The following is a 24,944-nucleotide window of genomic DNA, read 5'->3' as shown; positions in this document are numbered from 1 at the left end:
GCGCTCAGGACAGTCGTTCGGGTGCGACGACGCGGATGACGGCGGAGTCGTCCAGGGCGCCGAGGCCCTGCGCTTCGCCGAGGAGGAACAGCTGCTCGGCCGCGGCGGCGACCGGCGTGGACAGGTGCGCCCGGCGGGCGGCGTCGCCGACGATGCCGAGGTCCTTGACGAAGATGTCGAGGCGGCTGAGCACCTCGGCGCCGTCCTCGTCGTAGGCCTGCAGGGCGCGCGGACCGCGGTTGCCGAGCATGAAGGAGTTCGCGGCACCGGCCGTCAGCGCGTCCAGCGTGCGGGCGCGGTCCAGTCCGAGGGCGTCGGCGAGCGCGAGCGCCTCCGCGGCCGCGGCGATGTGCACGCCGCAGAGGAGCTGGTTGACGGTCTTCAGCGCCTGGCCGTCCCCGGGCTTGTCGCCGACGATGGACAGCGTCGAGGCGAGCTGGTCGAGCACGGGCCGCGCGGTCTCCAGAGCGGTCGGGGTGGCGCCGACGACGATGAGGAGGTCGCCCTCCCCGGCACGGACCGGCCCTCCGGACAGCGGAGCGTCGACGAGCTGCGCACCGTGCGCGGCGAGCTGGGCGGCGATCGCATCGATGCCGTCCGTGCCCACCGTGCTGGTGAGGATCACGACCGCGCCGTCGGCGAGGTGCGGGGCGAGCCCGTCCTCACCGAAGAGCAGCGCCTCGAGCTGCGCGCCGGTGCGGACGGCGACGAGTACCGCGTCGGCACCGTCGACGGCGTCGGCCGCGGACGCCGCCGGCGTGACACCCGCCTCTGCGGCGAGGGCGATGCGCTCGGCGGCGATGTCGAAGCCGCGCACCGCGAAGCGCTCGGCGAGGCGGGTGGCCATCGGCAGCCCCATGGCGCCGAGTCCGATGACAGCGACGGTGGATGTCATGAGTGTCCTTCCGGGTTGTTTCCATCGTCGCCTGCGAGCGTGGCGACGACCGTGACGAGGGAGTCCGCGTCGCCGACGTTGCCGGCGAACACGACGTACGGGATGCCGACCGCGGGGCCGGTCTCCGGCTGCCACAGCGAGACGAGGCCGGGCAGCATCGGACCGAGCACGGTGGCCCGGCGGATTTCGAGGGCCTCACTCGCGACATCGCTCGACGTGATGCCGCCCTTCGCGATGACGAAGCGGGGCGGAGCGATGGCGAGCACCCGACGCACGAGCTCCACCACGCCGCCGGAGATGCGGCGGGCGATCGCCAGGCTCTCGTCGCCGTCGGCGCCCGTGATGAGTTCGCGGGTGGTGTGCACGATCACGGTCCCCGTGGCGAGCGCTTCGGCGACGGCGTGCGCCTGCGTCTCGAGATGGGACTCGCGGTCGGGGCCGACGAGGGCGCGCACGTCGAGTTCGACCGTGCGGGTGCGGGGCCGCGCCGCCGTGAGGGCTTCGAGCTGGGCGGTGGTGAGCGGCACGTGGCTTCCGACGACCACGAGACCGCCGCGATCGTGCGCGAAGGGGATGTCCTCCGCCCGCACCGGCTCGGCGATCTCCTGTCCGATGTGCGCGCGCACGTAGGGCGGACCGACTCGGAGGAGCACGTCGCGGTCCCGCAGGCGGTGCAGCGCGAGCGCGACGACGCGCATGTCCGATTCCTCGACCACGTCGACCACAACGACCGTGCCGTCGGCCAGCGCCTCGAGGAATCCGGCCACGGCGTCCACCCCGGCGCGGATGGTGCGGATGTCGAGACCCGCGACCGCAGACGCCGGGATGCGTCCGCCGGTCTTCTCGGCGACCCACTCGCGCAGGTCGGAAGAGGCGTAGCCGAAGGTCGCGTCCGCCGCGAACGGCGTCTCGCCGACCGGGGTGGCCTCGCCGTCGGTCACCCAGTAGTGCACAGAGTCGACCGTGATGCGCCCGGCGTCCGGGAATGCGGGGACGAGCAGGGTCAGCGCGGGGGCGTGGCCGGTGCGGGATCCGATCTCCGCGGAGAGGACATCGGTCTCGAGCGGGAAGTGGCCGCGCAACGTCGAGTCGCCCCGGGAGACGAACGTCACGCGCCGCCCCTGGGCCTCGGCGGCGGCGAGGGCCACGTCGACGATCTCGCGATTGCGGGCGGCCGCGGCCTCCTCGTCGAGGGACCGGGTGTTCGTGAGCACATAGACGGCGGCGGCGCCGGTCGCGAGCGCCTCGTCCAGGTCGGCGCGCTCCCATCGGGTGAGGACCGGGAGGTTCGCGACCGACTGCGTGCCGGTCGGGTCGTCGTCGAGGACGAGGAGCACGTCGGCGGGGTCGACCTCGGTGCGGACGTCGGCCGCGGTGACGGCGACGGGTGCAGGCAGGGGGGCCAGCAGGTCGTCGATGTGCACACGAACTCCTTCGTTCCGGAAGATGGCCCGTGGTGGGGGCCACGGGCCAGGGGAATCTGCATCGTTATCCGATATCAGATAACGATGAGCGTACCTCACGATCACCGTCCCTCCAAACCGACGGAGAGCGTACTGCTCAGCGCCCGTGGACGTAGTGCAGCAGGTCGTCGCGGGTCTGGCGCATGTGGCTGCGCATGGCCTGGCGGGCAGCCGCACCGGACCCGGTCCGCATCGCGTCCAGCACCGCCGCATGCTCCTCCAGCGCGTGCTCCCGGATGTCCGGGATGGCGCTCGTCTCGCTGCGGGTCGCCTGCAGCATCGTCGTCAGCGGGCGCATCGAGGCTACGAGGATGCGGTTCTCCGCCGCGCGGATGATCACGTCGTGGAAGGCGAGGTCAGCGGCCACGAAGGCGTCCACGTCGGCCCGCTCGTGCGCCGCCTGCATCTCCTCGAGGAGCGCGGCCATCTCGGCGAGGTGCTCCTCGGTGCGCCGACCCGCCGCGAACTCCGCCGCCCCGGTCTCGAACATCATGCGCATCTCGAGCATCTCCAGCGAGGAGCGCTCTCGGGCGCCTGCGCTCTGGGCGTGCCGGACGACCGCGTCGAGGCCCGTCCACTCGTCGGTCGGCGCGATGCGGTGTCGGGTGCCGGGCACCGCGACGATCACGCCCTGCGCCTGCAGGAGGCGGACGCCCTCGCGCATCGTGAGGCGGGAGACCCCGAACTGCTCCGCGAGCTCCCCCTCGGGCGGCAGCGGCTGTCCGGCCTCGAGCCGACCCGCGATGATGGCGTCGAGCAGTCCGTCCACGACGGCCTGCGTCCGCGACACCCGCTCGAGCTTCGTCACAGGTCGACGCCCACCAGAACGGGTTCCGGCTGCAGCACCAGACCGAACTCGGCGTGCACACGGTGCTGGATGAAACGGGCGAGCTCGGCGACCTCGGCCGCCGTGGCACCGCCCCGGTTGGTCAGGGCCAGCGCGTGCTTGGTCGAGACGGACGCCCGCGAGCGGGGCAGCTTGAACCCCTTGCGGATACCCGCCTGCTCGATCAGCCAGGCGGCGCTCACCTTCACGTCCGGGGCCTCGGTCTTCGTCGGCGGCACGTGTCCGTCGTAGGAGGCGAGGGGAATGACGGTCACGGCGTCGAGATCGGGGGCCACCGGCCAGCGCGGGCACTCCGGCGGGAGGGACCGGGCCTGCGCGGCCGTGACGATCGCGTTCTGGAAGAAGGAGCCGACCCCGTGCGTGTCCGGGTCGTCGGCGTCGAGCAGCATGCCCTTCGATGCGCGCGTGGCGAGGATGCGCTCTCGGACCCATGTCAGCGGCACCGGGGTGTCGTCGGTCAGACCGAGAGCGCGTCGCAGCTGCTCCCCGCGGACCACGCGTTCGCGGGCGACGAGGAGATCGACCGTGAGGGACAGGATCACGGCCCGGCGCTGCGGCTCGCTCCCGTGATGGTGCTTGAGCACCGAAGTGCGGAATCCGAGCCCGAGCTCGGTCGCCGGAACAGTGGAGATCTCGCCGGAGTCCTCGTCGATCAGCTCGACCTCGACCAGGGTCTCCTGGATCTCCTGCCCGTAGGCGCCGATGTTCTGCACAGGCGCGGCGCCGACCGTGCCGGGGATGCCGCTCATGGCTTCGAGCCCGGCGTAGCCCCGCTCGACCGCGTACGACACCAGGTCGTCCCAGCCGTGTCCGGCCTGCGCGCGCAGGCGGATGCGGCCGGCGTGCGGCGACGGGAGCTCTTCGATGCCGCTCGTGCGGATGCGGATGACGGTGCCCTCGAACGGCTCGTCGCCGACGAAGAGGTTCGAGCCCCCGCCGAGCACCAGCCAGGGGTCGCCCTCCGCCCAGGTCTCCCGGAGAACCTCGACGAGCTCCGCCGTCGTCGTCGCCTCGCGCATGCGCGCGGGAGCGGCGCCGGTGCGGAGCGTGGTGAGCTCGGCCAGCCGGATCGGCTCGACGTCGCTCATCGGACGGCGACGCGCAGCTGCGCCTTGACGAGCACGGTGGTCTCGCCCGTCGTGACCTTGAGGTCGATGCGCGCGGACTCGTCGTCCACCGCGCCGACCGTCGCGACGACGTGCACGTCGGCGCCGGTCTCGGGATCGACCACCACGGGCTTCGTGAAGCGCACGCCGTAGTCGAGGATCCGGGTCTGCGGGTCGAGCGCGGCGACGACCACGGACGAGGCGATCCCCATGGTCAGCATGCCGTGCGCGAGCACGCCGGGAAGGCCCACCGCGGCGGCAACGTCGTCACGGTAGTGGATCGGGTTGAAGTCCCCGGAGGCGCCGGCGTAGCGGACGAGAGACTCCCTCGTCAGGTGCACGGTGCGCTCGGCCAGCACGTCTCCCACGGTGAACGCGCTCATGCGGCCTCCTCCTCGGCGCCCACGAGCAGCACGCTCGTGGCGGTGACGACATGCGCGCCCCCGTCGTCGGTGATCTCGGCCTCGCTCGTGATCATGGCGTTGCCGCCCATCATGCGGATGCCGGTGACGCGCAGCTGCGCCGTCAGCTCGTCTCCCGCGACGATCGGCCTGGTGTAGCGGAACCGCTGCTCGGCGTGGATGGACCGCGCCAGGACGATGCCGGAATCCGGTTCGGCCAGCAGCTGCTGCAGCGTGAGGTCCTGCAGGACCATCGCGAAGGTCGGCGGCGCGACGACGTCGGCGAAGCCCGCCGCACGGGCCGCCTCGACGTCGGTGTGCTGGGGGGCGTCGGCGAAGACGGCGCGCGCGAACTCGCGCACCTTCTCCCGCCCGACGAGGTAGGGGGCGGTCGGCGGGAACTCCCGGCCGACGAGTTCTTGGTTCACTGCCACCCGTCGATCCTACCGAGGCACGCCGACAGTCCGGTCCGGGCGGGGCCGGCGGAAACCCGGACGATATGCGGCATCGCGAGACCCGGGCTGCCCTCATCCCTGGGAGCGAACCACCATGTTCAGCGTCATCCGACTCGGAACGACCTTCACCCGTGACGTGTGAACGACCTCACCAGCCCGGTCGAGTGCGCGCTTCCGGACGACGATGAGCGGATCGTGCTCCGGGCGGGCCAGCCACTCCGCGGTCTGCGCGGTCGTGAAGCCGACGTCGATCTCGCGGTACATCTCCGAGAACTCGACGCCGTACACGTCGCGGAGCACCTGATACGTGGAGGTGTCGTGGTCGATGTGCCGATCGAAATCCGGGAAGCGCGTCAGAGAATACCGGCTGTCGTCGATGGAGAGCGGGATGCCGTCGAGAGCGAAGACGCGTACCAGCCGGAACACCGGGTCGCCGACGGGGACGCCGAGGCGGCGCGCGCGCTTCTCGTCGGCGGGGGTCGTCTCAGCGCGCATGATCCGTCGGGACTTGACCCCGTCTGCCACCACGGTGTCCGCGAAGCCACCGAGGGTCATGGCGCCGATCACCTCGCGTCGCGGAGCGACGAAGGTCCCACGGCCCTGCTGTCGACGCACGATGCCGAGGCCCTCGAGGTCGGCCACCGCCCGCCGCACGGTGATCCGGCTGACACCGAAGCGCTCGCACAGCTCGGGTTCGGACGGAAGCCGCTCGCCTTCGGCATAGGTCCCGGCGTCGATCTCCCGCATCAGCAGGCTTCGCACCTGTTCGTGCAGCGGGGTCGAACCGACGGCTGACGACAGCTGAGTCACGTCGGAGTCCTCCTCTACGGCGCCGGGTATCGTCGCAGCATCTGCGCGCGTGCGTCGTCCCCCGCATGCACAGGGTATCCGAACGCCCCGCGCAACGTGCAGGCGAGCGCTCCGCTGACAGCGGCGATATCGAGGCTTTCGGCGAGATCGGCCCCGCCCGCCCGCGCCGCGAGGAACCCGGTGAGGAAGGCGTCCCCGGCGCCGAGCGCATCGACGGCGTCGACCTCGCGGATACCGGTACGCCGCACGGAAGTGGCGTCGAAGCCGACAGAGCCGCGGGCACCCCGCGTCACCACGGCCGACCCCATACCGCAGGCCACGGCGAAGCGGCCGAGGGCGTCGATCTCGGAATCACTGCGGTGGCCGCCGGAGAAGAACCCCACGTCGACGTGCGGAGCTGTCGCCCGGATCACATCCGGCGACGCGTCGTCGGAATAGTCGTACGACACGCGGCTCCCCCGTTCCGCGATGGCCGGAAGCTCCGGCTCCAACGACGAGTAGACCGAGGTGTGCACGCGGTCGAAGCCGGAGAGGTACTCGTGATCGGCCTCGCTCAGACGCAGCCGCAGCTCGGCCTGGACTCCCCCGCGGTTCGAGGCGACGAAGCGCCGGTCGCCGTCCTCGTCCAACGCGACGAAAGCCATGCCGTTCGCGCCGCGCACGCGTCTGATGCGGGCGCCGTCCACTCCGACCTCGTCGAGGACGCCCCGCACGTGGTCCGCGAAACGGTCGTCTCCCATGATCCCGACGAATCCGGCTGTGCCGCCGAAGAAGAGCCGGCTGTACGCGGCGACGTTCAGGGCGTTGCCCCCGGGGTAGGCCAGGTCCTCATGCAGATAGCAGTCGAGCACGTTGTCCCCGACGCCGACCAGCGAGGGCGGTGGGACCGCGGCGAGCGCATCCCGGAGCTGATCCGTATCCATCGTCATCCCTTCACACTCCCCGCCGCGACGCCGGCGACGAAGTACCGCTGCAGCGCGAGGAACACCACCACGATGGGCAGGGCCGCGATGGTCAATCCTGCCAGGAGCACACCCCACTCCGTGGAGAGGGAGTCGCGGAACGACATGAGTCCCGCGGGGATGGTGCGGAGCGCATCAGCGTCGATGTAGACGATCGCGAAGAGGAACTCATTCCAGGCGAAGTAACCGGTGAGGACGGCGGCGGTCGTCAGCACGGACGCGCTCAGCGGCAGGTAGACGTGCCGGAAGACGCCGAACGAGCGGCAGCCATCGATGGTCGCGGCGTCCTCGAGCTCGCGGGGGATGCCGAGGAAGACCGAACGGATGAGCAGGATCGCCATCGGCAGACGGAACGCCACATAAGGGAGGATCATCGCCCAGTACGTGTTCAGCAGTCCCATCGTGTCGAGAAGGCGGTAGAGCGGGATGAGGCTCACCTGCGGTGCCACCACCAGCCCGCCCATCGCCACGATCAACACGACGTTCGCCACGCGGCTCGACAGCCTCACCATGCCGTAGGCGCACAGTGCCGCGAATGCGACGGTCGCGGCGGTGGAGATGACCGTGACGATGACGGAGTTGAGGAAGTAGTCGGAGATCCCGCGATCCCAGGCGGCGGCATAGTTCTGGACGAGCCAGACCGACGGCAGCCCCCACGGATCGGCGAAGATCTCGGATGAGGACTTGAACGAAGAGATCACCATCCAGAGCAGGGGGTAGGCGATCACGACGGCGTAGACGGCCAGGATCACCTGGACCGGAGCACGGCGGATACGCTCCGCCGGACGAAGCCGGGTACTGCTCATGTCATTGCCTCCCGCTTCGGAACGAGACCATCTGCACGACGGACAGCACGAGCGTGATCACGAAGATCAGGCTCGCGATGGCCGAGGCGTAGCCCATCTCGTTCTGGAAGAAACCCTGGTTGTACATATAGGTCGCGAGGACCTGGGTGGTGTTTCCCGGACCGCCCTTGGTCAGGATGTAAGGCTCGTTGAACACCGTGAAAGCGCCGGAGACGGTGAGGATCATCGCGACGAAGATCATCTCCTTGGCCTGCGGGACGGTGATGCTGAAGAACTGGCGAACCCGTCCGGCGCCGTCCAGCGACGCGGCTTCGTAGTACTCCTCCGGGATCTGCTGCAGTGCGACGACGTAGAGCATGCAGACGTAGCCGATGCTCTGCCACTGGGAGACGCCGATGACCGCTACCATCGCCGTGTCGACATCGGCGAGCCACGCCGTCTGCAGGCTGCCGAGTCCGATCGCCTCCAGCAGAGCGTTGAGGAGTCCGCCGCGGGCGTTGTACACGAACGTGAACAGCAGCGCGATCACGGTCATCGAGATCACGGCGGGCAGGAAGTACACGCTGCGCAGGAATGCGCCCATGCGCGGACCGAGCAGCCGGGTCAGCCAGGCGGCGATCACGAGGGCACCACCCACCTGGCACACGATCGAGACGATCGCGTACAGGATGTTGTTGCCCAGGGCCGTCGCGATGATCGGATCACCGAAGAGCCGCGCGAAGTTGTCGAGGCCGACGAAGCGCATCTCGCCGCTGCCGGCGCTGAAGGAGAAGAAGCCGAAGGCCGCATTGGCGACCAGCGGGTAGTACACGAACACCCCGATCAGGATGATCGCGGGAAGCACGTAGAGCAGGTTCGACCAGGCTCGAGAGCGTGTTCTCATCACGGTGTCTCTTCCGAAAGGTGGGAGGGGCCGCCGGCCGAGGATGCCGGCGGCCCCGGTGCGGATCAGGAGGCGTCGCGCACGCGCTTCGCGGCTTCCTGCACGGCGGCCATGACTCCCTCGGGGGTCTGCTGGCCGCTGAGCATCAGCTGAGTCTCGGACAGGTACGCCTGCACGATCTGCGGATCGTAGGCGTTGTCGAGCCAGGTCGTCATCGCCGAGGCGTCGACGATCCCCTGGGCGAGCTCCCGTGAGATCTCGGGCACGTCCGCCTCCTCGACCGCACCCTTGACCGGGCTCAGCTCGCCCGCGCGCTCCGCATAGGCGATGCCGCTCTGCTTGCTGAGCAGGAACTCGAGGAACCGCTGCGCCTCCTCGGGGTGCTTCGTGGTCTTCGAGATCGCGAAGCCCTCCGGAGCTCCGGTCAGCTCCGCCGGATCGCCCTTGCCCCCCTCGACCGCAGGGAAGTTGAACGTGCCGTACTCGAACTGCGCGTCGCCGAAGTACCCCACCTCGGCGCTCTGCATGTACATGATCGGCGCCTCCCCCGCGATCCAGGCGTTACGCGCGATCTCATGCCCGACGGCCGTGAGGTCGTCGTTCATGTACTCGGCGAGTTCCTGGAAGCGCTCCAGCGCCCGGACATACCCCTCGTCCGTGAACGCGCCGGTCGCCGGATCCTGATCCGCTGCGAACACCTCCGGATCGACGACACGCTGATTCAGCGTGCCGACGTAGTGCGCGATCGTCCACTGCTCCTGCGCGCCGTACTCGATCGGGGTCATGCCGGCGTCCTGGATCGTCTCCAGGACGTCGATGAACTCGTCCCACGTCGCCGGCGGCTCGAGGCCCAGCTCCTCGAACACGTCTTTGTTGTAGAAGAACAGCTTCGACTGCATCCCCACCGGCAGACCGTAGGAGGTGCCGTCGACCTCGAAGGCTTCCAACTGGCTCGGGTAGAAGCTGTCCCGGAACTCCGTGTCCTCCTCGAGCCACGGCCCGAGATCGAGCAGGGCGTCGTTGGAGACGAGCTCGTCCACGAACGAGCCACTCCAGGTGAACAGGACGTCCGGAGCGTTGGCGGAGCCCGCGACGACCTTCACCTTGTCCTTGTAGGCGTCGTTGAGCACGCTCTCGACGGAGACATTGATGTCGGGGTTCTCCTTCTCGAACTCCGCCACCATGTCGGTGTAGTACGAGTTCTTCGGCTCGTTGGGCCAGCGGTGGAAGAAGCTGATCTCCACCTGGCCGTCCGAGGCCTCGCTCTCGCCGCCGGCGCACGAGGCCAGGGGCAGGACGAGGGCGGCGGCGGCCGCAGCCGCCACGCCGATCCGGGCTGATGTTCGCATCGTTGCGATCCTTTCGTTCCTAGTACTCCATGCGCCACATGTAGCGGCGCACGCTGAGGGGGTGTCCTCGGTGGTCGGCGAGTGCATCCGCGTACGCGCGGAGCACGACGTTGAAGAGGAGGTGGGCGACGATGCCGCGCACCTCCGGAGCGACGACATCGAGGCCGAACTCCTGGGCGTCGAGGACGAGCACCCGATCCGAGTGCTTCGTGACGAAGTCCACCGCGCGCTGCTCGACGGACCGAGTCTCATCGAGTCCGAGCAGCGCGATGAACGGCACATCCTCCTCGGTGATCTCGAAGGGGCCGTGGAAGTACTCGCCGGCGTGGATGGCGGCGGAGTGCACCCACTGCATCTCCTGCAGCAGGCAGATGGCGAACGAGTACGCGGAGCCGTAGTTGGAGCCTGCCGCCATCGTGTAGATGAGGGGCTCGCGACGGTGGCGGTATCCCCAGGCATCGGCGGCTGCGGAGTGCGCTTCGCGCGCTGCCGGCACGAGGGTCGGCAGCTGGGCGACGGCCTCGTCGACCGCACCGGCGATGCCGGCCTGTTCACGGTCGTCCAGGATGCCGGCCGCCAAGCGCAGCAGCAGCGCGGGGCCGACGTGGGCCTCGCTCTTCCCCTCGCCGTGCTGATACGCCACCACGTGCTCCGATGCCTCGGCGAGCGGCGACGTCGGGTCGAACGTGAAGGCGACCGTGAGCGCACCGCGCTCACGTGCGTGCTTCGCCGCGGCGACCGTCTCCGGCGTGGTGCCGGAGTGCGAGCAGAGCACGACGAGGGTGTCGGCGTCGACGCGCGACGAGGCGCGGCTGGTGAACTCGGCAGCATTGAGTGCGGTCGCCTCGAGCGACACCGCCTTGGTGCCGAACAGGTACTCGATGGGCTGCATGACGGCAAAGGAGCCGCCGCAGGCGGTGAGCACGACGCGCGAGATGGTGTCTCGGGTCGCGATCGCCTGGCGGGCCGCAGCGAGCTGGTTCTCGATAGCGGCGGAGTCGACGAACAGAGCGGTGGCAGACAAGATGGTCCCTTCTGATGACCTTCGATCAAACATCATGACTCGTTATATGACGTCATGTGATGACTGACGATAGCGAGCGCAGCACCGCCTGTAAAGGGGCGCGGCGAAAATCGTTCGCGGGAGTCAGGGAAAGGGACGGGTCCGGCGCGCTTCAGCGGTCGGCTCGCGCCGCAGGAACGGCGGCCGCGGCGTCAGCCGCGCCGGCGCCCGCGGACGGCCTTGAGGGCCATCTGCACCGCGATCACGACGAGATACGCGGCGAAGAGGAGGTTGCCGACGGTCGGGTCGACGATGGTCGCCAGCCAGGCGCCGAGGGCCGTCGTGGTGCACGCCGAGACGCCGATGAGCAGCGCGGCGAGGAGATCGACGTTGCGGTTGCGGAGGTTGCCGACCGTGCCGGAGAGCGCGGTCGGGATCATCATGAGCAGCGAGGTGCCCTTCGCGACGAGGTCGCTGGTGCCGAACGCGAGCATGAGCACCGGGACGACGATGACACCGCCGCCCACGCCGATGAGCCCGGCCAGGATGCCCGTTCCGATTCCCACGACCACCAGGGCGATCCCGGTGAGCCAGGTGAGCTCGAAGACGGCGTCGCGCGAGGGGATCACGAGGAAGAGGCTCACGATCACGACGACGAGGAAGCCGACGAAGCCCCAGCGGAGGGCGGTCTGCGAGATCCGCGGGAGCAGGCGGGTGCCGATCTGCGCTCCGACCACGGCCCCGGCCGCGAGGATCAGCGCCGGGATCCAGGCGACGGAGCCCGATGCGGCGTAGGAGATGACGCCGACGGTCGCCGTCGGGACGATCGCCGCCAGCGAGGTCCCGGCCGCGAGCCGCTGGTCGAACGCGAGCAGGAGCACCAGCAGCGGGACGATCACCGTGCCGCCGCCGACGCCGAAGAGACCGGAGAGGAGGCCGGCGAGGAGGCCGATGCCGATGAACGTGGCGTAGGCGCGGGGTCCGCGCTTCAGGACCGTCGCATCGCTCACCGGATCAGCCTACTCCCGGCCTCTCCCCTCCTCGAATCGTGCGGGCTCAGACCTCCGAGTCCGCTTTGACGGGCACCGCGATGGACTCCGTGAGCGCCTGCTCGTACCGGCGCTGCCGACGCCGCAGCCACAGACCGCCGGCGATGAGCAGCGCGAGGATGACGTAGGCGACCGCGGAGAACGGCTGCGCGATGAGCGTCGTCAGGTCGCCCTGGCTGAGCTGCAGCGCGCGCCGCAGCTGCTCCTCCCCCATCGGCCCGAGGATCATGCCCACCACCAGCGGCGCGACGGGGAAGCCGTACCGCCGCAGGAAGTAGCCGAGGACGCCGATGATGAGCAGGATCAGGATGTCGACGACCGCGAAGTTCAGCGCGTACGCCCCGAAGGCGGCGAACAGGAGGATGCCCGCGTACAGATACGGCCGCGGGATCTGCAGGAGCTTCGCCCACATGCCCACCAGCGGCAGGTTCAGCACGAGCAGGATCACGTTGCCGATGTAGAGGCTCGCCACCAGTGCCCACACGAGGTCTGCCTGTCCGGTGAACAGCTGCGGTCCGGGCTGCAGACCGTACGTCTGGAACGCCGTGAGGATGATCGCGGCGGTCGCCGTCGTCGGAAGGCCCAGCGTCAGCAGCGGCACGAGCACGCCCGCGGCCGCGGCGTTGTTCGCCGACTCCGGGCCCGCGACGCCTTCGATGGCCCCGCGGCCGAACTCGTCCTTGCGCCGCGAGAGCTTGCGCTCGGTGGCGTAGGACAGGAAGGTCGCCACGTCGGCGCCACCGGCCGGGATCGTGCCGATGGGGAAGCCGATGGCGGTGCCGCGGAGCCAGGGCTTCCACGAGCGGCGCCAGTCGTCCTTCGTCATCCAGCTGCGCCACCCGCGCGACACGGGGATCACGTCGATCGCGCCGTGCCGCAGCCGGGCCGCGACGTACAGCGTCTCGCCGACGGCGAAGAGCCCGACCGCCACGAGCACCACGTCGATGCCGTCCGCCAGCGGCAGCAGGCCGAGCGTGTACCGCTGCTGCCCCGAGAGCCAGTCGGTGCCGACCAGGCCGAGGAACAGGCCGACGCCGAGCGACAGCAGGCCGCGCGGCACGGAGGACCCCATGAGCGCGCCGACCGTGACGAAGGCCACGACGATGAGCGCGACGTAGTCGGCGGGCCCGAGGTTCACGGCGAACTGCGCGAGCACCGGGGCGAGCAGCGTCAGGCCCACAGTGGCGAGGGTTCCGGCGACGAACGACCCGAGCGCCGCGGTGGCCAGCGCCGCTGCACCCCGCCCGAGCTTGGCCATCTTGTTGCCCTCGATCGCCGTCACGATCGACGACGACTCCCCCGGGGTGTTCAGCAGGATGCTCGTGGTCGACCCGCCGTACATGCCGCCGTAGTAGATGCCCGCGAACGTGATGAGCGCCGCGGCCGGCTCGAGCGTGTAGGTGAGCGGAAGGAGCAGGGCGACGGTCATCGCCGGCCCGATTCCGGGCAGGACGCCCACGGCCGTGCCGATCAGCACGCCGAAGAAGGCGAACGCGAGGTACTGGGGCTGCAGCGCGGTCGCGAACCCCTCGAGGAGCAGACTCCAGCTGTCCATCAGAACGTCCTTCCCAGCCAGCCGAGCGCCGGTCCCCACGGGAGCGAGAGCCCGAGCAGACCGCCGAACACGACCTGCACGACCAGCGCGATGACCGCGCCGATGAGGAGCGCCATCCACCACCGCCGCGCGCCGAGCGCCCACGCGACGCCGCCGAACAGCAGCGCCGCTGCCGGGGCCCAGCCGAGCGGCTCGATGAGGAGCAGATGAGCGACCACGAGCGCCACGATCTTCACGAGGGTGAGCCAGTCGGTCGGCAGGCTCTGATCGACGTCCTCCCCCTCCTCCGGCACACCGCGGTGCCCGCGGAGGATGCTCACCACGACGGCGAGAGAGGAGCCGAGCAGCAGCACCGAGACGAACAGCGGGAAGACCGTCGGGCCGACCTGGCCACCCGCGGGCACATGGATGGTGAACACACCGGCGAACGCGAACACGCCGAGCGCCACCATGAGCAGGGCGAAGACGAGCTCCCCCCGCGGCAGGGACGCGACGAGGCGTGCGGACCGACGGGCGTCGGTCCGCACCTCCTCGCCGGGTCCGGAAGACCCGGTCGTCATGTCAGCCGACCAGCCCGATGTTCTGCAGCGTCGTGGTGACCTCGGTGATGTTGCCGTCGAGGAACTCGGCGAACTCGGCGCCCGTGAGGAAGGCATCCGCCCAGCCCCGCGTCTCCAGCTCGTCCTTCCAGGCTTCGGACGCCTCCAACTCGGTGACGATGCGCTCGAGCTCCGAGCGCTCGGCGTCGCTGATGCCGCCCGGCGCGATCACGCCGCGCCAGTTGGTGAGCACGACGTCGTATCCGGAGTCGGTGATCGTGTCGACGTCCGGCAGCTGCGTGACCGGCTCCTCCGACGAGACGGCGAGAGCCTTCATGGTGCCGGCCTCGATGTGCTGCAGGAACTCGCCGACACCGGAGATTCCTGCCGACACCTTGCCGCCCAGGATCAGCGACGTGGCCTCGCCGCCGCCCGAGTTGGGCGTGTAGTTCAGCTTCTCGGCGATCTCCGCGCCGTCGAGCCCCGCCTCCTCGAGCAGCAGTCCGGCGAGGATGTGGTCGGCTCCCCCGGCGGAGCCGCCGGTGATCGTGACCTCCTGGCCCTTGTCCACGACGTCCTCGACGAGGTCCTCCAGGGTGTCGTACTCGGAGTCCGCGGGGACCACCACGACGAGGGGCTCGTCGGTGAGGCGGGCGATCGGGGTCATGTCCTCGATGCGCACGGCCGAGGCGTTGGTCTCCACCGCACCGACCATCACGAGGCCCATGACCATGAGGGTCGCCGGGTCCTTCTCATTGGCGAGCTGCGCGAGGCCGACCGTTCCCCCGGCCCCGCCGACGTTGGTGACCGGCGCCGAGCCGACGATGTCCTCCTGGGTGAGCAGCTGGGAGAGGGCACGACCGGTCTGGTCCCAGCCGCCGCCCGGGTCGGCGGGGACGACGATGTTCACGTCGGTGATGGCGACCGCCTCGTCTCCGCCGTCGGAGCCGGCGGTTCCGCCGTCCGCGGTCGAGCACGAGGTGAGGACCAGGGCGGTCGCGGCGACGGCCGCGGCGAGGGTCCCGATGCGGGCGTGATTCATGGCGCTCCTCCTTGAGCGTTCGGGTGCAATCCGTCCACTGTCGAGGCGCGGATGCGCCCGCTCAAGCTTCGGAAACCATTGGTCGCGTTCCGTAACTATTGGTCGTGAACACCTCCGCCGGCGGCTCGCGGCCCGTCCACCCACCCGGGAGAATGGACCCGTGGCCTCGAAGATGACGCTCCGTGTGCAGCTGCTCGCGCTGCAGGCGCTGATCGTGTTCCTGGTGACCCTCGCCACCGGCATCGCCGCCGGGGCGTTCCAGGAGAACGCGCTCCGCGAGGCCTACAAGGACCGCATGCAGGCGGTCGCCCAGTCCGTCGCCGCTCTCCCCGTCGTCCTCGACGCGTTCGACGACGAGGACCCGGCCGCCGCCATCCAACCGGTCGCCGAGGTCATCCGCGAGGCCTCCGATCTCGCCTACGTGGTGGTCGCCAACGACGAGGGCATCCGGTACTCGCATCCGAACACCGACCGCATCGGCGAGCGGGTGTCCACCGACCCGTCGATCCCGCTGGGCGGCGACATCTTCGTGGGCACGCAGACCGGGACGCTCGGGGCCTCGTGGCGCGTGAAGGTGCCCATCCGCGACGAGGACGGCACGGTCATCGGCACCGCCTCCGTCGGCATCCTGGAGTCCGAGCTGAACGAGGAGTTCACCAGCAACCTCGTCGGACTCATCTCCGCCATGCTCGCCGCGGCGGTTCTGGGGGTCTTCGGCGCTGCGTGGGTGACGTCGTTCATCCGGCGCCGCATCTACCGGCTCGAGCCGCACCAGATCGCGGCGCTGGTCAAGAACCAGGAGACGACCCTGCATGGGTTGAGCGAAGGGGTCGTCACGGTGGACGGCACAGGGCGGATCACCCTGGTCAACGACGCGGCGGCGCGGTTCCTCGGTCGCGATGCCGCCGATCTCGACGGCGCTCCCGCGGATGACGTCCTCGGCGACGAGCTCGCCACCGTGCTCCGCGACGGCGAGGCCGCGGGACGCCCCGTCATCGTCGGCTCGCATGTGCTGGTCGCGCGGAGCACGGCCTCGGGGAGCGGGTCCGCCGATGTGGGGGCGACGCTGCTGCTGCGCGACCACACCGAGCTGCACGACGTCGTGCGCCGGGTCGAGGCCGCCGATGCGATCATCGCCTTCCGGGAGCGGTACGGGCTGCCGAAGGGGCTGAGCGCCGAGACGCTGGAGCGGGTCTCCGCCGCCCTCGCCGCCCGGCCGGATGCCTCCGCGACCGAGATCGGAGAGGATCTCGCCATCTCCCGCGTCAGTGCGCGCCGCTATCTCGAGCACCTCGCCGCCACGGGCCAGGCGGTGCGGTCTCTGGATTACTCCACCAAGGGGCGTCCCGGGGCACGCTACCGGATCACCGACCCCCGCTGAACGACGAAGCCCGCCACCCCGGAGGGGCGGCGGGCTTCGTGGGAGATCTGTCCTTACTCGGACTTCTTCTCGACAGCGTCCTCGGCGGCGGCCTCAGCGGCCTCGCCCTCGGCCTGCGACTCGGCGCCGGCCTCGGCAGCCGTGTCCTCGGCAGGGGTCTCGTCCGCGGGGGCCTCGACGGTCTCCTCGGCGGGAGCCTCCTCGGCAGCCGGCTTCTCGTCCTTCGGGGCCGCAGCGGCCTTCTTGGTCGACTTCGCCTTCGGGGTGACGGGCTCGAGGACGAGCTCGATCACGGCCATGGGGGCGTTGTCGCCCTTGCGGTTCCCGACCTTGGTGATGCGCGTGTAGCCACCCTCGCGGTCCGCGACGAGCGGAGCGATCTCGTTGAACAGGACGTGCACGACTTCCTTGTCACCGATGACCGACAGCACGCGACGGCGGGCGTGGAGGTCTCCGCGCTTGGCGAAGGTGATGAGGCGCTCGGCGAGCGGACGCAGGCGCTTGGCCTTCGTCTCGGTCGTCTTGATCGACTTGTGGGTGTACAGCGCAGCAGCGAGGTTGGCAAGCAGCAGGCGCTCGTGGGCGGGGCCGCCTCCGAGGCGGGGACCCTTGGTGGGCTTGGGCATAATCGTCTAACTCCTGGTCAGAAAGGGTCGGGTATCAGAAGGACTCGTCTTCGCTGCCGCCGTAGAAGTGGGCGCCGTCGAAACCGGGCACCGAATCCTTGAGCGACAGACCGAGCGAGATGAGCTTGTCGCGCACCTCGTCGACCGACTTCTGGCCGAAATTGCGGATGTTCATGAGCTGCGTCTCCGACAGGGCGACGAGCTCAGAAACGGTGTTGATGCCCTCACGCTTCAGGCAGTTGTACGAGCGGACCGACAGGTCGAGGTCCTCGATCGGCATCGACAGCTCGCTGGAGTTCACAGCCTCCACCGGCGCCGGGCCGATCTCGATGCCCTCGGCCTCGACGTTCAGCTCGCGGGCGAGACCGAACAGCTCGGTGAGCGTCTTGGCAGCCGAGGCGACGGCGTCGCGGGGGCTGATCGCCGACTTGGTCTCGACGTCGAGGATGAGCTTGTCGAAGTCGGTGCGCTCACCGGCACGGGTGGCGTCGACGCGGTAGCTGACCTTCAGCACGGGCGAGTAGATCGAGTCGATCGGGATCTGACCGGCCTCGGCGTACTCGTTGCGGTTCTGCGTCGCGGAGACGTAGCCACGGCCGCGCTCGATGGTGAGCTCGAGCTCGAACTTGGCGGTGTCGTTGAGCGTCGCGATGACGAGCTCGGGGTTGTGCACCTCGACACCGGCCGGAGCCGAGATGTCGGCGGCGGTCACTTCACCGGCACCGGTCTTGCGAAGGTACGCGGTGATGGGCTCGTCGCGCTCGCTGGAGACGACCAGCTGCTTGATGTTGAGGATGATCTCGGTGACATCCTCCTTCACGCCGGGGATCGTGCTGAACTCGTGCAGCACACCGTCGATGCGGACGCTGGTGACAGCGGCGCCGGGGATCGACGACAGCAGGCTGCGACGCAGCGCGTTGCCGATCGTGTAGCCGAAGCCGGGCTCCAGAGGCTCGATGATGAACCGGCTCCGGTTCTCGACGATCTTTTCCTCGGTCAGTGTGGGACGCTGTGCAATAAGCACTCTGTGTTCCTTTCGATCACATGCCCGCTATATGACATGTGGTGGGGTGAGGTCTTGAGTTGTGGAAGTCGATGCCCCACGCGGGGCGCCGAGCCGCTCGACCCGAAGGACGAGCGGCTCGGCACACGCATCAGACGCGGCGACGCTTCGGCGGACGGCAGCCGTTGTGCGCCTGCGGGGTGACGTCCTGGATCGAACCCACCTCGAGGCCGGCGGCCTGCAGCGAGCGGATCGCGGTCTCGCGGCCGGAGCCCGGACCCTTCACGAAGACGTCGACCTTCTTCACGCCGTGCTCCTGCGCCTGGCGGGCGGCCGACTCGGCGGCCATGCCTGCGGCGTACGGGGTCGACTTGCGGGAGCCCTTGAAGCCCACGCCACCCGACGAGGCCCAGCTGATGACAGCGCCGGACGGGTCGGTGATCGAAACGATGGTGTTGTTGAACGTCGACTTGATGTGGGCCTGGCCCAGCGCGATGTTCTTCTTCTCCTTGCGGCGCGGCTTGCGCGCGGCGGCCTTGGGTGCAGCCATGAAAGTGTTCTCCTAGTCCCTGGCCGCTGCTTAGCGGGCCTTCTTCTTGCCGGCGACGGTGCGCTTCGGGCCCTTGCGGGTACGGGCGTTGGTCTTGGTGCGCTGACCGCGGACCGGGAGGCCACGACGGTGGCGGAGGCCCTCGTAGGAGCCGATCTCGACCTTGCGGCGGATGTCTGCGGCCACCTCGCGGCGCAGGTCACCCTCCACCTTGTAGTTGCCTTCGATGTAGTCGCGGAGGGCGACGAGCTGGTCGTCGCTGAGGTCCTTCACGCGGATGCTCTCGTCGATGTCGGTCGCCTTGAGGATCTCGACCGAGCGGGTACGGCCGACGCCGTAGATGTAGGTAAGGGCGATCACCACGCGCTTGTCGCGCGGGATGTCAACGCCGGCAAGACGTGCCATGCGGTTCTCCTGGGTGTTGTGGAGGTGTGGAGCAGGATCGGTGCCCGGGCCTCCGCCCCGAGGTGTCCCCCGCTTCCGCGGGTTCTGATCCTGCCGTGTCGTATTGAGTTATGAGATTGCGAGAGCGGCGCCCACGCAGCGGGGCACTCAGCCCTGGCGCTGCTTGTGACGCGGGTTGCTCTTGCAGATCACCATCACGCGGCCGTGGCGGCGGATCACCTTGCAGTGATCGCAGATCGGCTTGACGCTGGGGTTGACCTTCATGATGTTTCCTGTTCGCTGTCTTCACCGGGCAGGCGTGGAGCCTGGGGTGTTACTTCTCGACCGATCAGCGGTAGCGGTAGACGATGCGGCCGCGGGTCAGGTCGTAGGGGCTGAGCTCCACGACCACGCGGTCCTCGGGGATGATGCGGATGTAGTTCTGCCGCATCTTTCCGGAGATCGTCGCCAGAACCTTGTGTCCATTGCTGAGCTCAACGCGGAACATCGCGTTGGGCAGAGCCTCCGACACGACGCCCTCGATCTCGATGACACCGTCTTTCTTAGCCATAGCCTCGCTGACGCTTCTGCAGACCGGTCGATCTGCGGTGGGTGGGTGATGTGCGGTACCGGGCCGGATCGGACACGCCGAACGCATGGCACAAGGCACCAAAGATCTATGTTATCCGACGACGCCCCATCCGGCAACTTGGCCGGACGGGGCGTCGAGGGGTCAGGGAGTGTCAGCCGAGCAGGTCGGTGAACCGCTTCATGTCTTCCTGGTTCTGGAGGTCGAGCCGCTCGCCGTCGATCTCGACGGTCGGCGTGCCCTGGATGTCGTTGGCCTTCGCCTGCGCGGCACCGAACTTGCGGTACGTCTCGTCCGTGATGCAGGACACCACATCGTCGCCCGCGCCGACCTGGGTGGCGAACTCGGCGAGCTGCTCGTTCGTGAGGCCGGGGCTGTTCTCCGCCGGCTGGTTCTCGAACAGGACCTTCGCGTAGTCGAAGTAGAGGTCGGAGTCGGACTCGGCGACGCAGAATGCGGCACCGGCCGAACGGGAGGAGAACTCGGTGCCCTGCGAGAAGCGGTCCAGGATCGCGATGGGGTGCTGCTCGAGGGTGATCTCGCCGCTCTGCGCCTTGGCCTCGAGGGCGGCGCCGAACTGATCCTCGAAGGACTTGCAGACCGGGCACTGGAAGTCGAGGAAGACCGACACCGTGGTGTCGCCGTCGCCCATGGAGATGGAGCCGGCGTCGGCGTCGAAGTTGTCGCTCGCGGTCGGGGTGGCGCCGGGAGAGGTCGCCTGGTTGTTGAGGAACACCACGAGTCCGCCGAGGGCCACCAGGACCACGACGACGGCGATGGAGACGCCGATCGCGAACCAGTTGGTGTTGCTCTTCGCCGCTGCCATTACTTTCCGATCTCTCGAGGCTCGACCCCGAACGGGGCGAGTCCGGCTCTTCCACCATCGGGCGCGGTGAGCACCCAGATGCCCCCATCATGCAGGGCGACGCTATGTTCCCAATGTGAGCCGTCAGTGCCGTCGACCGTCGTGACGGTCCAGTCGTCGTCCTCCACGAAGGTCGCCTCGCCGCCGGCGGTCACCATGGGCTCGATGGCGAGCACGAGCCCGGGCTTCACGTCCGCGCCGCGGTCCGGTGTCCGGTAGTTGAAGACGCTGGGCGCCTCGTGCATCTTCCGCCCGATGCCGTGGCCGACGTACTCGCGGAGGATCCCGTAGGGCTCGCCGCTCACGGCCGACGGCCCCTGCGCCTCGATGTAGTCCTGGATGGCGGCGCCGATCTCGTCGATCGAGGATGCCGTCGCCATCGCGGCGATGCCCGCCCACATCGACCCCTCGGTCACGCGGGAGAGCTCCTCGCGGCGGGCGACGAGCTCCGGGCGCTCGGGATCGGGGACGACGACCGTGATCGCGCTGTCACCGTTCCAGCCGTCGAACTGGGCGCCGCAGTCCACCGAGACGATGTCGCCCGGCTGGAGCACCCGCTCCCCCGGGATGCCGTGCACGACCTGCTCGTTGACCGAGACGCAGATCGTGTGGTGGTAGCCCTTGACGAGCTGGAAGTTCGACTCCGCTCCCCGCTGCACGATCGCGCGGTTGGCGGCGGCATCGAGCTCGATCGTCGTCACTCCGGGCTTGATGAGGGCGCGGACGGCGTCGAGGGCCTCGGCGGTGATGAGCCCGGGCTCGACCAGGGCTCGGAGCTGAGCCGGGGTCTTGTAGATCGAGCGGCGGAACATCTCAGGCGGCGGAGGCGGCGGAGCGCAGTCCGCGAGCGGCCAGGGCGGCGGCGATGCGCTCCGTGATCTCCTCGAGGGAGCCCACGCCGTCGATGCGGTCGACGATGCCGCGGCTGCTGTAGACCTCGGTGATCGGCGCCGTCTCCTTCTCGTAGATGTCGAGTCGGTGCGCGATGGCCTCGTCGGTGTCGTCGGAACGGCCCTGCTCGGCGGCGCGGAGGGCGAGGCGGGCGATGCTCTCCTCACGGGGGACGTCGAGGAGGATCACCGCGTCCAGCGCCTCGCCGCGTCCCTCGAGGAACGCGTCCAGGTGCGACACCTGCGCGGTGTTGCGGGGGTAGCCGTCGAGGAGGAAGCCGTTCTGCGCGTCGTCCTGGCTCAGCCGGTCGCGCACGATCTCGCTCGTCAGCTCGTCCGGCACGAGGTCGCCCTTGTCGAGGATCGCGGTGACCTGCTGGCCGAGCGCCGTCCCCTCCTTGATGTTCGCTCGGAAGATGTCGCCGGTCGAGACGACGGGGATGCCGTAGGACTCGGCGATGCGCACACCCTGCGTGCCCTTGCCGGAACCCTGCGGACCGACGATGAGAAGACGTGCGGATGCTGTCATCGGAGAAGTCCTTCGTAGTGTCGCTGCTGCAGCTGGGCGTCGATCTGCTTGACCGTCTCGAGACCCACGCCGACGATGATGAGGATCGACGCGCCACCGAACGGGAAGTTCTGGTTGGCGCCGACCGTGGCGAGGGCGATCAACGGGATGAGGGCGATCAGGCCCAGGTAGAGGGAACCGGGGAGCGTGATGCGGGTGAGCACGTAGTCCAGGTACTCCGCGGTCGGACGGCCGGCCCGGATCCCGGGGATGAAGCCGCCGTACTTCTTCATGTTGTCGGCGACCTCGACGGGGTTGAACGTGATCGCGACGTAGAAGTAGGTGAACCCGATGATCAGCAGGAAGTACGCCGCCATGTAGATCGGGCTGTTGCCGGTGGTGAAGTTCGCGCTGATCCAGCTGACCCAGGCGGGCGGAGTCGAGCCGTCCTGCGGGGTGTTGAACTGGGCGATGAGCGCGGGGATGTACAGCAGCGACGAGGCGAAGATGACCGGGATCACGCCCGCCATGTTGACCTTGATCGGGATGTACGTGTTGGTGCCGCCGTATGTCCGGCGTCCCACCATGCGCTTCGCGTACTGCACGGGGATGCGCCGCTGGGACTGCTCGACGAAGACGACGAGACCCATCACGATGATGCCGACGAGGAGCACGAGGAGGAACACCTCGAAGCCGCGGGTCTGCCAGATGATCGACATCGCACCGGGGAAGGTCGCGGCGATGGAGGTGAAGATCAGCAGCGACATGCCGTTGCCGATGCCGCGCTCGGTGACGAGCTCGGCGAACCACATGATCAGACCGGTGCCGGCCGTCATCGCCATGATGATGAGCACCTGCGCCCACCAGACGTCGTTCGTGAGGAGCTGGGTGCACGCGCCGATGTCGGTCGTTCCGAAGAGCTGACCGGTGCGGGCGACGGTGACGAGGGTCGTCGACTGCAGGAGCGCGAGCGCGATCGTGAGGTACCGCGTGTATTGGGTGAGCTTGGCCTGTCCGGCCTGGCCCTCCTTGTGCAGCGCCTCGAAGTGCGGGATGACGACGCGCAGGAGCTGCGTGATGATCGTCGCCGTGATGTACGGCATGACACCGAGCGCGAAGATCGACAGCTGCAGCAGAGCGCCGCCGGAGAAGAGGTTGACGAGTCCGAGCAGACCCTCGGTGCCGGCATTGGCCGCGAGACACTGCTCCACGTTCGGGAAGTTGACGAACGGCGCGGGGACGTTCGAGCCGAGACGGTAGATCGCGATGATCGCGAGAGTGAAACCGATCTTCCGACGCAGGTCGGGCGTGCGGAAGATCCGCGCGATGGCGCTAAACAAGAACGTTCCTCCTGAAAAGGTGGCCGGACCCCCGAGGGGCGGCTGAAACACCAGGGTAACCCACTCCGAGGTCCGGGGAATGCGGGCGGTCGGCTTCTCCCCCACCGAACCAGAAGAGGGGCCGGAGAATCTCCGACCCCTCTTCCGCAGTGGTTACTTGACGGATCCGCCCGCAGCCACGATCTTCTGCTCGGCGGAACCCGAGACCTTGTCGACCGCGACGGTGAGCTTCACGGCGATGTCGCCGTTGCCGAGAACCTTGACCTTCTCGTTCTTGCGAACCGCACCCTTGGCGACCAGGTCGCTCACGGTGACGTCGCCACCCTGGGGGTAGAGCTCCGCGAGCTTCTCCAGGTTCACGACCTGGTACTCGACGCGGAACGGGTTCTTGAAGCCGCGCAGCTTCGGCGTGCGCATGTGCAGCGGCATCTGGCCACCCTCGAAGCCGACGCGCACGGTGTTGCGGGCCTTGGTGCCCTTCGTGCCGCGACCGGCCGTCTTGCCCTTCGAGCCCTCACCGCGACCGACACGGGTCTTCGCGGTGTTGGCACCCGGGACCGGACGCAGGTGGTGGACCTTCAGCACGCCGGGGCGGGACGCCGGGGCGTCCTTCTTCGGCGCAGCCTTGGCGGAGCCGTCGGCCTTCGCGTCGGCGGCAGCGGTCTTGGCCGGTGCCTTCTTCGCGGCGGGCTTCTTGGCGGCGTCGGCCTTGGGAGCCGCCGCCTTCTTCGTGGCCTTCTCGGCCTCGACGGCCTCGTTCTTCTCAGCCATTAGTCGATCTCCTCAACCTTGACGAGGTGGGCGACGGTCTTGACGTAGCCGCGCGTCTGCGCGTCGTCGGGGCGGACGGTGCTGTCACCGATCCGCTTGAGACCGAGGCTGCGCAGCGTGTCGCGCTGGTTCTGCTTCTCGCTCACCTTGGACTTGATCTGCGTGACCTTGAGTCGCGCGGCCATCAGGCACCTACCTTCTGTGCGGCGATGGCCTCGGCCTCGGCGCGGACGAGCCGGGCCGGGGCGACCTGGTCGAACTCGAGACCACGACGTGCGGCGACGGCGCGGGGCTCCTCGAGCTCCTTCAGGGCGGTGACCGTCGCGTGCACGATGTTGATCGTGTTCGACGAGCCGAGCGACTTGGACAGCACGTCGTGGATGCCGGCGCACTCGAGCACGGCGCGGACCGGACCACCGGCGATGACACCGGTACCGGCGGCGGCGGGGCGCAGGAGCACCACACCGGCGGCCGACTCACCCTGCACGGGGTGCGGGATGGTGCTGCCGACGCGCGGGACGCGGAAGAAGTTGCGCTTGGCCTCTTCGACACCCTTCGAGATCGCCAGGGGGACCTCACGGGCCTTGCCGTAGCCGACGCCCACCAGACCGTTGCCGTCGCCGACGACCACGAGAGCGGTGAAGCTGAAGCGACGACCACCCTTCACGACCTTCGAGACGCGGTTGATGGTGACGACGCGCTCCAGGAACTGGTTGTCGCCGCGGTCGCGCGAGTTGCGGTCGCGGCCGCCCTGGTTGCGGTCACGTCCGCCGCGGCGGCCGTCCCGCTGGTCGCGAGTGGGCTCAGCCTGCGTGGTGCCGGCGGCCGTCTCGGAAGTGGCAGCAGCCGCTTCGGTCACTTCGTTCTCCTTG

30 protein-coding genes are annotated in these 24,944 nt (G+C 69.1%); 1 reads left to right on the top strand and 29 read right to left on the bottom strand.

Translation table 11 applies throughout. From position 1 onward, the window contains the following. Positions 1-4: 4 nt before the first annotated feature. The 16 genes from ACFU8V_RS14495 to ACFU8V_RS14420 all read right to left on the bottom strand — a co-directional run bounded on the left by ACFU8V_RS14495 (position 5) and on the right by ACFU8V_RS14420 (position 15,165). Positions 5-895 carry an NAD(P)-dependent oxidoreductase gene (locus ACFU8V_RS14495; protein ID WP_378872283.1) on the bottom strand — a complete coding sequence of 297 codons (891 nt, stop codon included), beginning with the start codon at positions 893-895 and terminating at the stop codon, positions 5-7. Then, positions 892-2,319: a four-carbon acid sugar kinase family protein gene (locus ACFU8V_RS14490; RefSeq protein WP_062765164.1), complete on the bottom strand. Its 1,428-nt coding sequence runs from the start codon at positions 2,317-2,319 to the stop codon at positions 892-894. Before ACFU8V_RS14490 ends, ACFU8V_RS14495 begins: the two co-directional genes overlap by 4 nt. Positions 2,320-2,455: 136 nt before the next feature. Beyond that, positions 2,456-3,166 carry a FadR/GntR family transcriptional regulator gene (locus tag ACFU8V_RS14485; protein WP_085606360.1) on the bottom strand — a complete coding sequence of 237 codons (711 nt, stop codon included), beginning with the start codon at positions 3,164-3,166 and terminating at the stop codon, positions 2,456-2,458. After that, the gene (locus ACFU8V_RS14480) at positions 3,163-4,293 is read right to left on the bottom strand and encodes a UDP-N-acetylmuramate dehydrogenase (protein ID WP_062765170.1); all 1,131 of its coding nucleotides are present in this window, start codon (positions 4,291-4,293) and stop codon (positions 3,163-3,165) included. The genes ACFU8V_RS14485 and ACFU8V_RS14480 overlap by 4 nt, the downstream gene beginning before the upstream one ends. Further along, positions 4,290-4,694 (bottom strand): MaoC/PaaZ C-terminal domain-containing protein, encoded by a 405-nt coding sequence (locus ACFU8V_RS14475; protein WP_062765173.1) that lies wholly within the window; start codon positions 4,692-4,694, stop codon positions 4,290-4,292. Before ACFU8V_RS14475 ends, ACFU8V_RS14480 begins: the two co-directional genes overlap by 4 nt. Further along, on the bottom strand, positions 4,691-5,146 hold the full coding sequence (locus ACFU8V_RS14470) for a MaoC family dehydratase N-terminal domain-containing protein (protein WP_062765177.1): 456 nt from the start codon (positions 5,144-5,146) through the stop codon (positions 4,691-4,693). The genes ACFU8V_RS14475 and ACFU8V_RS14470 overlap by 4 nt, the downstream gene beginning before the upstream one ends. A 93-nt stretch (positions 5,147-5,239) precedes the next feature. After that, a complete protein-coding gene (locus ACFU8V_RS14465) occupies positions 5,240-5,977 on the bottom strand; it encodes a GntR family transcriptional regulator (protein WP_025102374.1) in 738 nt (245 codons plus the stop codon). Positions 5,978-5,991: 14 nt separating this feature from the next. After that, on the bottom strand, positions 5,992-6,906 hold the full coding sequence (locus tag ACFU8V_RS14460) for a PfkB family carbohydrate kinase (protein ID WP_082758402.1): 915 nt from the start codon (positions 6,904-6,906) through the stop codon (positions 5,992-5,994). Continuing rightward, a complete protein-coding gene (locus tag ACFU8V_RS14455) occupies positions 6,903-7,745 on the bottom strand; it encodes a carbohydrate ABC transporter permease (RefSeq protein ID WP_126893303.1) in 843 nt (280 codons plus the stop codon). The genes ACFU8V_RS14460 and ACFU8V_RS14455 overlap by 4 nt, the downstream gene beginning before the upstream one ends. A 1-nt stretch (position 7,746) precedes the next feature. Continuing rightward, positions 7,747-8,628, bottom strand: a complete 882-nt coding sequence (locus ACFU8V_RS14450; protein WP_085606364.1) for a carbohydrate ABC transporter permease — start codon at positions 8,626-8,628, stop codon at positions 7,747-7,749. 65 nt (positions 8,629-8,693) lie between these two features. Further along, entirely contained in the window at positions 8,694-9,977 is a 1,284-nt protein-coding gene (locus ACFU8V_RS14445) for an extracellular solute-binding protein (RefSeq protein ID WP_161973035.1), read from the bottom strand. 19 nt (positions 9,978-9,996) lie between these two features. Continuing rightward, positions 9,997-11,001, bottom strand: a complete 1,005-nt coding sequence (locus ACFU8V_RS14440) for an SIS domain-containing protein (RefSeq protein WP_062765192.1) — start codon at positions 10,999-11,001, stop codon at positions 9,997-9,999. Positions 11,002-11,192: 191 nt separating this feature from the next. Beyond that, a complete protein-coding gene (locus ACFU8V_RS14435) occupies positions 11,193-11,990 on the bottom strand; it encodes a sulfite exporter TauE/SafE family protein (RefSeq protein WP_025102380.1) in 798 nt (265 codons plus the stop codon). A 46-nt stretch (positions 11,991-12,036) separates the two neighbouring features. Continuing rightward, the gene (locus ACFU8V_RS14430; protein ID WP_315107484.1) at positions 12,037-13,584 is read right to left on the bottom strand and encodes a tripartite tricarboxylate transporter permease; all 1,548 of its coding nucleotides are present in this window, start codon (positions 13,582-13,584) and stop codon (positions 12,037-12,039) included. Further along, on the bottom strand, positions 13,584-14,144 hold the full coding sequence (locus ACFU8V_RS14425; RefSeq protein ID WP_082758408.1) for a tripartite tricarboxylate transporter TctB family protein: 561 nt from the start codon (positions 14,142-14,144) through the stop codon (positions 13,584-13,586). Before ACFU8V_RS14425 ends, ACFU8V_RS14430 begins: the two co-directional genes overlap by 1 nt. A gap of 1 nt (position 14,145) precedes the next feature. Further along, positions 14,146-15,165 (bottom strand): tripartite tricarboxylate transporter substrate-binding protein, encoded by a 1,020-nt coding sequence (locus ACFU8V_RS14420; RefSeq protein WP_315107486.1) that lies wholly within the window; start codon positions 15,163-15,165, stop codon positions 14,146-14,148. 160 nt (positions 15,166-15,325) lie between these two features. Between ACFU8V_RS14420 and ACFU8V_RS14415 the strand changes: the two genes are divergently transcribed. Next, positions 15,326-16,546 carry a PAS domain-containing protein gene (locus ACFU8V_RS14415; protein ID WP_366215368.1) on the top strand — a complete coding sequence of 407 codons (1,221 nt, stop codon included), beginning with the start codon at positions 15,326-15,328 and terminating at the stop codon, positions 16,544-16,546. Positions 16,547-16,599: 53 nt separating this feature from the next. Here the strand turns inward: ACFU8V_RS14415 and rplQ are convergent, their stop codons facing one another. From rplQ to rpsE, 13 genes are all read right to left on the bottom strand, one after another. Beyond that, positions 16,600-17,172 carry a 50S ribosomal protein L17 gene (rplQ, locus tag ACFU8V_RS14410; RefSeq protein WP_062632861.1) on the bottom strand — a complete coding sequence of 191 codons (573 nt, stop codon included), beginning with the start codon at positions 17,170-17,172 and terminating at the stop codon, positions 16,600-16,602. 34 nt (positions 17,173-17,206) lie between these two features. After that, positions 17,207-18,196 carry a DNA-directed RNA polymerase subunit alpha gene (locus tag ACFU8V_RS14405; RefSeq protein WP_025102386.1) on the bottom strand — a complete coding sequence of 330 codons (990 nt, stop codon included), beginning with the start codon at positions 18,194-18,196 and terminating at the stop codon, positions 17,207-17,209. 130 nt (positions 18,197-18,326) lie between these two features. Then, positions 18,327-18,725, bottom strand: a complete 399-nt coding sequence (gene rpsK / locus ACFU8V_RS14400; protein WP_045249905.1) for a 30S ribosomal protein S11 — start codon at positions 18,723-18,725, stop codon at positions 18,327-18,329. Between the two features lie 30 nt (positions 18,726-18,755). Continuing rightward, entirely contained in the window at positions 18,756-19,130 is a 375-nt protein-coding gene (gene rpsM / locus ACFU8V_RS14395; RefSeq protein ID WP_062632862.1) for a 30S ribosomal protein S13, read from the bottom strand. Positions 19,131-19,277: 147 nt separating this feature from the next. Continuing rightward, on the bottom strand, positions 19,278-19,394 hold the full coding sequence (rpmJ, locus tag ACFU8V_RS14390; RefSeq protein ID WP_005050492.1) for a 50S ribosomal protein L36: 117 nt from the start codon (positions 19,392-19,394) through the stop codon (positions 19,278-19,280). A gap of 64 nt (positions 19,395-19,458) precedes the next feature. Next, positions 19,459-19,680, bottom strand: coding sequence for a translation initiation factor IF-1 (infA, locus tag ACFU8V_RS14385; RefSeq protein WP_018171468.1), 222 nt, complete (start codon positions 19,678-19,680; stop codon positions 19,459-19,461). Positions 19,681-19,852: 172 nt separating this feature from the next. After that, complete coding sequence (locus tag ACFU8V_RS14380; protein WP_062765208.1) at positions 19,853-20,524, bottom strand: thioredoxin domain-containing protein; 672 nt, start codon at positions 20,522-20,524, stop codon at positions 19,853-19,855. Further along, positions 20,524-21,375 (bottom strand): type I methionyl aminopeptidase, encoded by an 852-nt coding sequence (map, locus tag ACFU8V_RS14375; RefSeq protein ID WP_062765211.1) that lies wholly within the window; start codon positions 21,373-21,375, stop codon positions 20,524-20,526. The genes ACFU8V_RS14380 and map overlap by 1 nt, the downstream gene beginning before the upstream one ends. Before the next feature lies 1 nt (position 21,376). Continuing rightward, positions 21,377-21,982, bottom strand: a complete 606-nt coding sequence (locus ACFU8V_RS14370; protein WP_378872265.1) for an adenylate kinase — start codon at positions 21,980-21,982, stop codon at positions 21,377-21,379. Then, the gene (gene secY, locus ACFU8V_RS14365; protein WP_025102391.1) at positions 21,979-23,301 is read right to left on the bottom strand and encodes a preprotein translocase subunit SecY; all 1,323 of its coding nucleotides are present in this window, start codon (positions 23,299-23,301) and stop codon (positions 21,979-21,981) included. The genes ACFU8V_RS14370 and secY overlap by 4 nt, the downstream gene beginning before the upstream one ends. A gap of 153 nt (positions 23,302-23,454) precedes the next feature. Further along, the gene (gene rplO / locus ACFU8V_RS14360; protein ID WP_082758410.1) at positions 23,455-24,072 is read right to left on the bottom strand and encodes a 50S ribosomal protein L15; all 618 of its coding nucleotides are present in this window, start codon (positions 24,070-24,072) and stop codon (positions 23,455-23,457) included. Then, complete coding sequence (rpmD, locus tag ACFU8V_RS14355) at positions 24,072-24,257, bottom strand: 50S ribosomal protein L30 (protein WP_067121122.1); 186 nt, start codon at positions 24,255-24,257, stop codon at positions 24,072-24,074. The genes rplO and rpmD overlap by 1 nt, the downstream gene beginning before the upstream one ends. Then, positions 24,257-24,931 carry a 30S ribosomal protein S5 gene (gene rpsE / locus ACFU8V_RS14350; RefSeq protein WP_200838869.1) on the bottom strand — a complete coding sequence of 225 codons (675 nt, stop codon included), beginning with the start codon at positions 24,929-24,931 and terminating at the stop codon, positions 24,257-24,259. The genes rpmD and rpsE overlap by 1 nt, the downstream gene beginning before the upstream one ends. Between the last annotated feature and the right edge of the window lie 13 nt (positions 24,932-24,944).

Origin of the sequence: Microbacterium sp. NPDC057658, assembly GCF_042799975.1 — a bacterium.
GTDB lineage: Bacteria > Actinomycetota > Actinomycetes > Actinomycetales > Microbacteriaceae > Microbacterium.
This window is presented reverse-complemented; position numbering and strand designations above follow the sequence as displayed.

Excerpts from the sequence above, each read along its gene's own strand:
- ACFU8V_RS14445 (WP_161973035.1), bottom strand. The coding sequence starts at position 9,977 with ATGCGAACATCAGCCCGGATCGGCGTGGCGGCTGCGGCCGCCGCCGCC.
- ACFU8V_RS14455 (WP_126893303.1), bottom strand. The coding sequence starts at position 7,745 with ATGAGCAGTACCCGGCTTCGTCCGGCGGAGCGTATCCGCCGTGCTCCG.
- rpmJ (WP_005050492.1), bottom strand. The coding sequence starts at position 19,394 with ATGAAGGTCAACCCCAGCGTCAAGCCGATCTGCGATCACTGCAAGGTG.
- rplO (WP_082758410.1), bottom strand. The coding sequence starts at position 24,072 with ATGGCTGAGAAGAACGAGGCCGTCGAGGCCGAGAAGGCCACGAAGAAG.
- ACFU8V_RS14370 (WP_378872265.1), bottom strand. The coding sequence starts at position 21,982 with ATGACAGCATCCGCACGTCTTCTCATCGTCGGTCCGCAGGGTTCCGGC.
- ACFU8V_RS14475 (WP_062765173.1), bottom strand. The coding sequence starts at position 4,694 with ATGAGCGCGTTCACCGTGGGAGACGTGCTGGCCGAGCGCACCGTGCAC.
- rpsK (WP_045249905.1), bottom strand. The coding sequence starts at position 18,725 with ATGGCTGCACCCAAGGCCGCCGCGCGCAAGCCGCGCCGCAAGGAGAAG.
- rpsM (WP_062632862.1), bottom strand. The coding sequence starts at position 19,130 with ATGGCACGTCTTGCCGGCGTTGACATCCCGCGCGACAAGCGCGTGGTG.
- ACFU8V_RS14420 (WP_315107486.1), bottom strand. The coding sequence starts at position 15,165 with ATGAATCACGCCCGCATCGGGACCCTCGCCGCGGCCGTCGCCGCGACC.
- map (WP_062765211.1), bottom strand. The coding sequence starts at position 21,375 with ATGTTCCGCCGCTCGATCTACAAGACCCCGGCTCAGCTCCGAGCCCTG.
- infA (WP_018171468.1), bottom strand. The coding sequence starts at position 19,680 with ATGGCTAAGAAAGACGGTGTCATCGAGATCGAGGGCGTCGTGTCGGAG.
- rplQ (WP_062632861.1), bottom strand. The coding sequence starts at position 17,172 with ATGCCCAAGCCCACCAAGGGTCCCCGCCTCGGAGGCGGCCCCGCCCAC.
- ACFU8V_RS14460 (WP_082758402.1), bottom strand. The coding sequence starts at position 6,906 with ATGACGATGGATACGGATCAGCTCCGGGATGCGCTCGCCGCGGTCCCA.
- rpmD (WP_067121122.1), bottom strand. The coding sequence starts at position 24,257 with ATGGCCGCGCGACTCAAGGTCACGCAGATCAAGTCCAAGGTGAGCGAG.
- ACFU8V_RS14425 (WP_082758408.1), bottom strand. The coding sequence starts at position 14,144 with ATGACGACCGGGTCTTCCGGACCCGGCGAGGAGGTGCGGACCGACGCC.
- ACFU8V_RS14480 (WP_062765170.1), bottom strand. The coding sequence starts at position 4,293 with ATGAGCGACGTCGAGCCGATCCGGCTGGCCGAGCTCACCACGCTCCGC.
- ACFU8V_RS14495 (WP_378872283.1), bottom strand. The coding sequence starts at position 895 with ATGACATCCACCGTCGCTGTCATCGGACTCGGCGCCATGGGGCTGCCG.
- ACFU8V_RS14430 (WP_315107484.1), bottom strand. The coding sequence starts at position 13,584 with ATGGACAGCTGGAGTCTGCTCCTCGAGGGGTTCGCGACCGCGCTGCAG.
- ACFU8V_RS14380 (WP_062765208.1), bottom strand. The coding sequence starts at position 20,524 with ATGGCAGCGGCGAAGAGCAACACCAACTGGTTCGCGATCGGCGTCTCC.
- ACFU8V_RS14450 (WP_085606364.1), bottom strand. The coding sequence starts at position 8,628 with ATGAGAACACGCTCTCGAGCCTGGTCGAACCTGCTCTACGTGCTTCCC.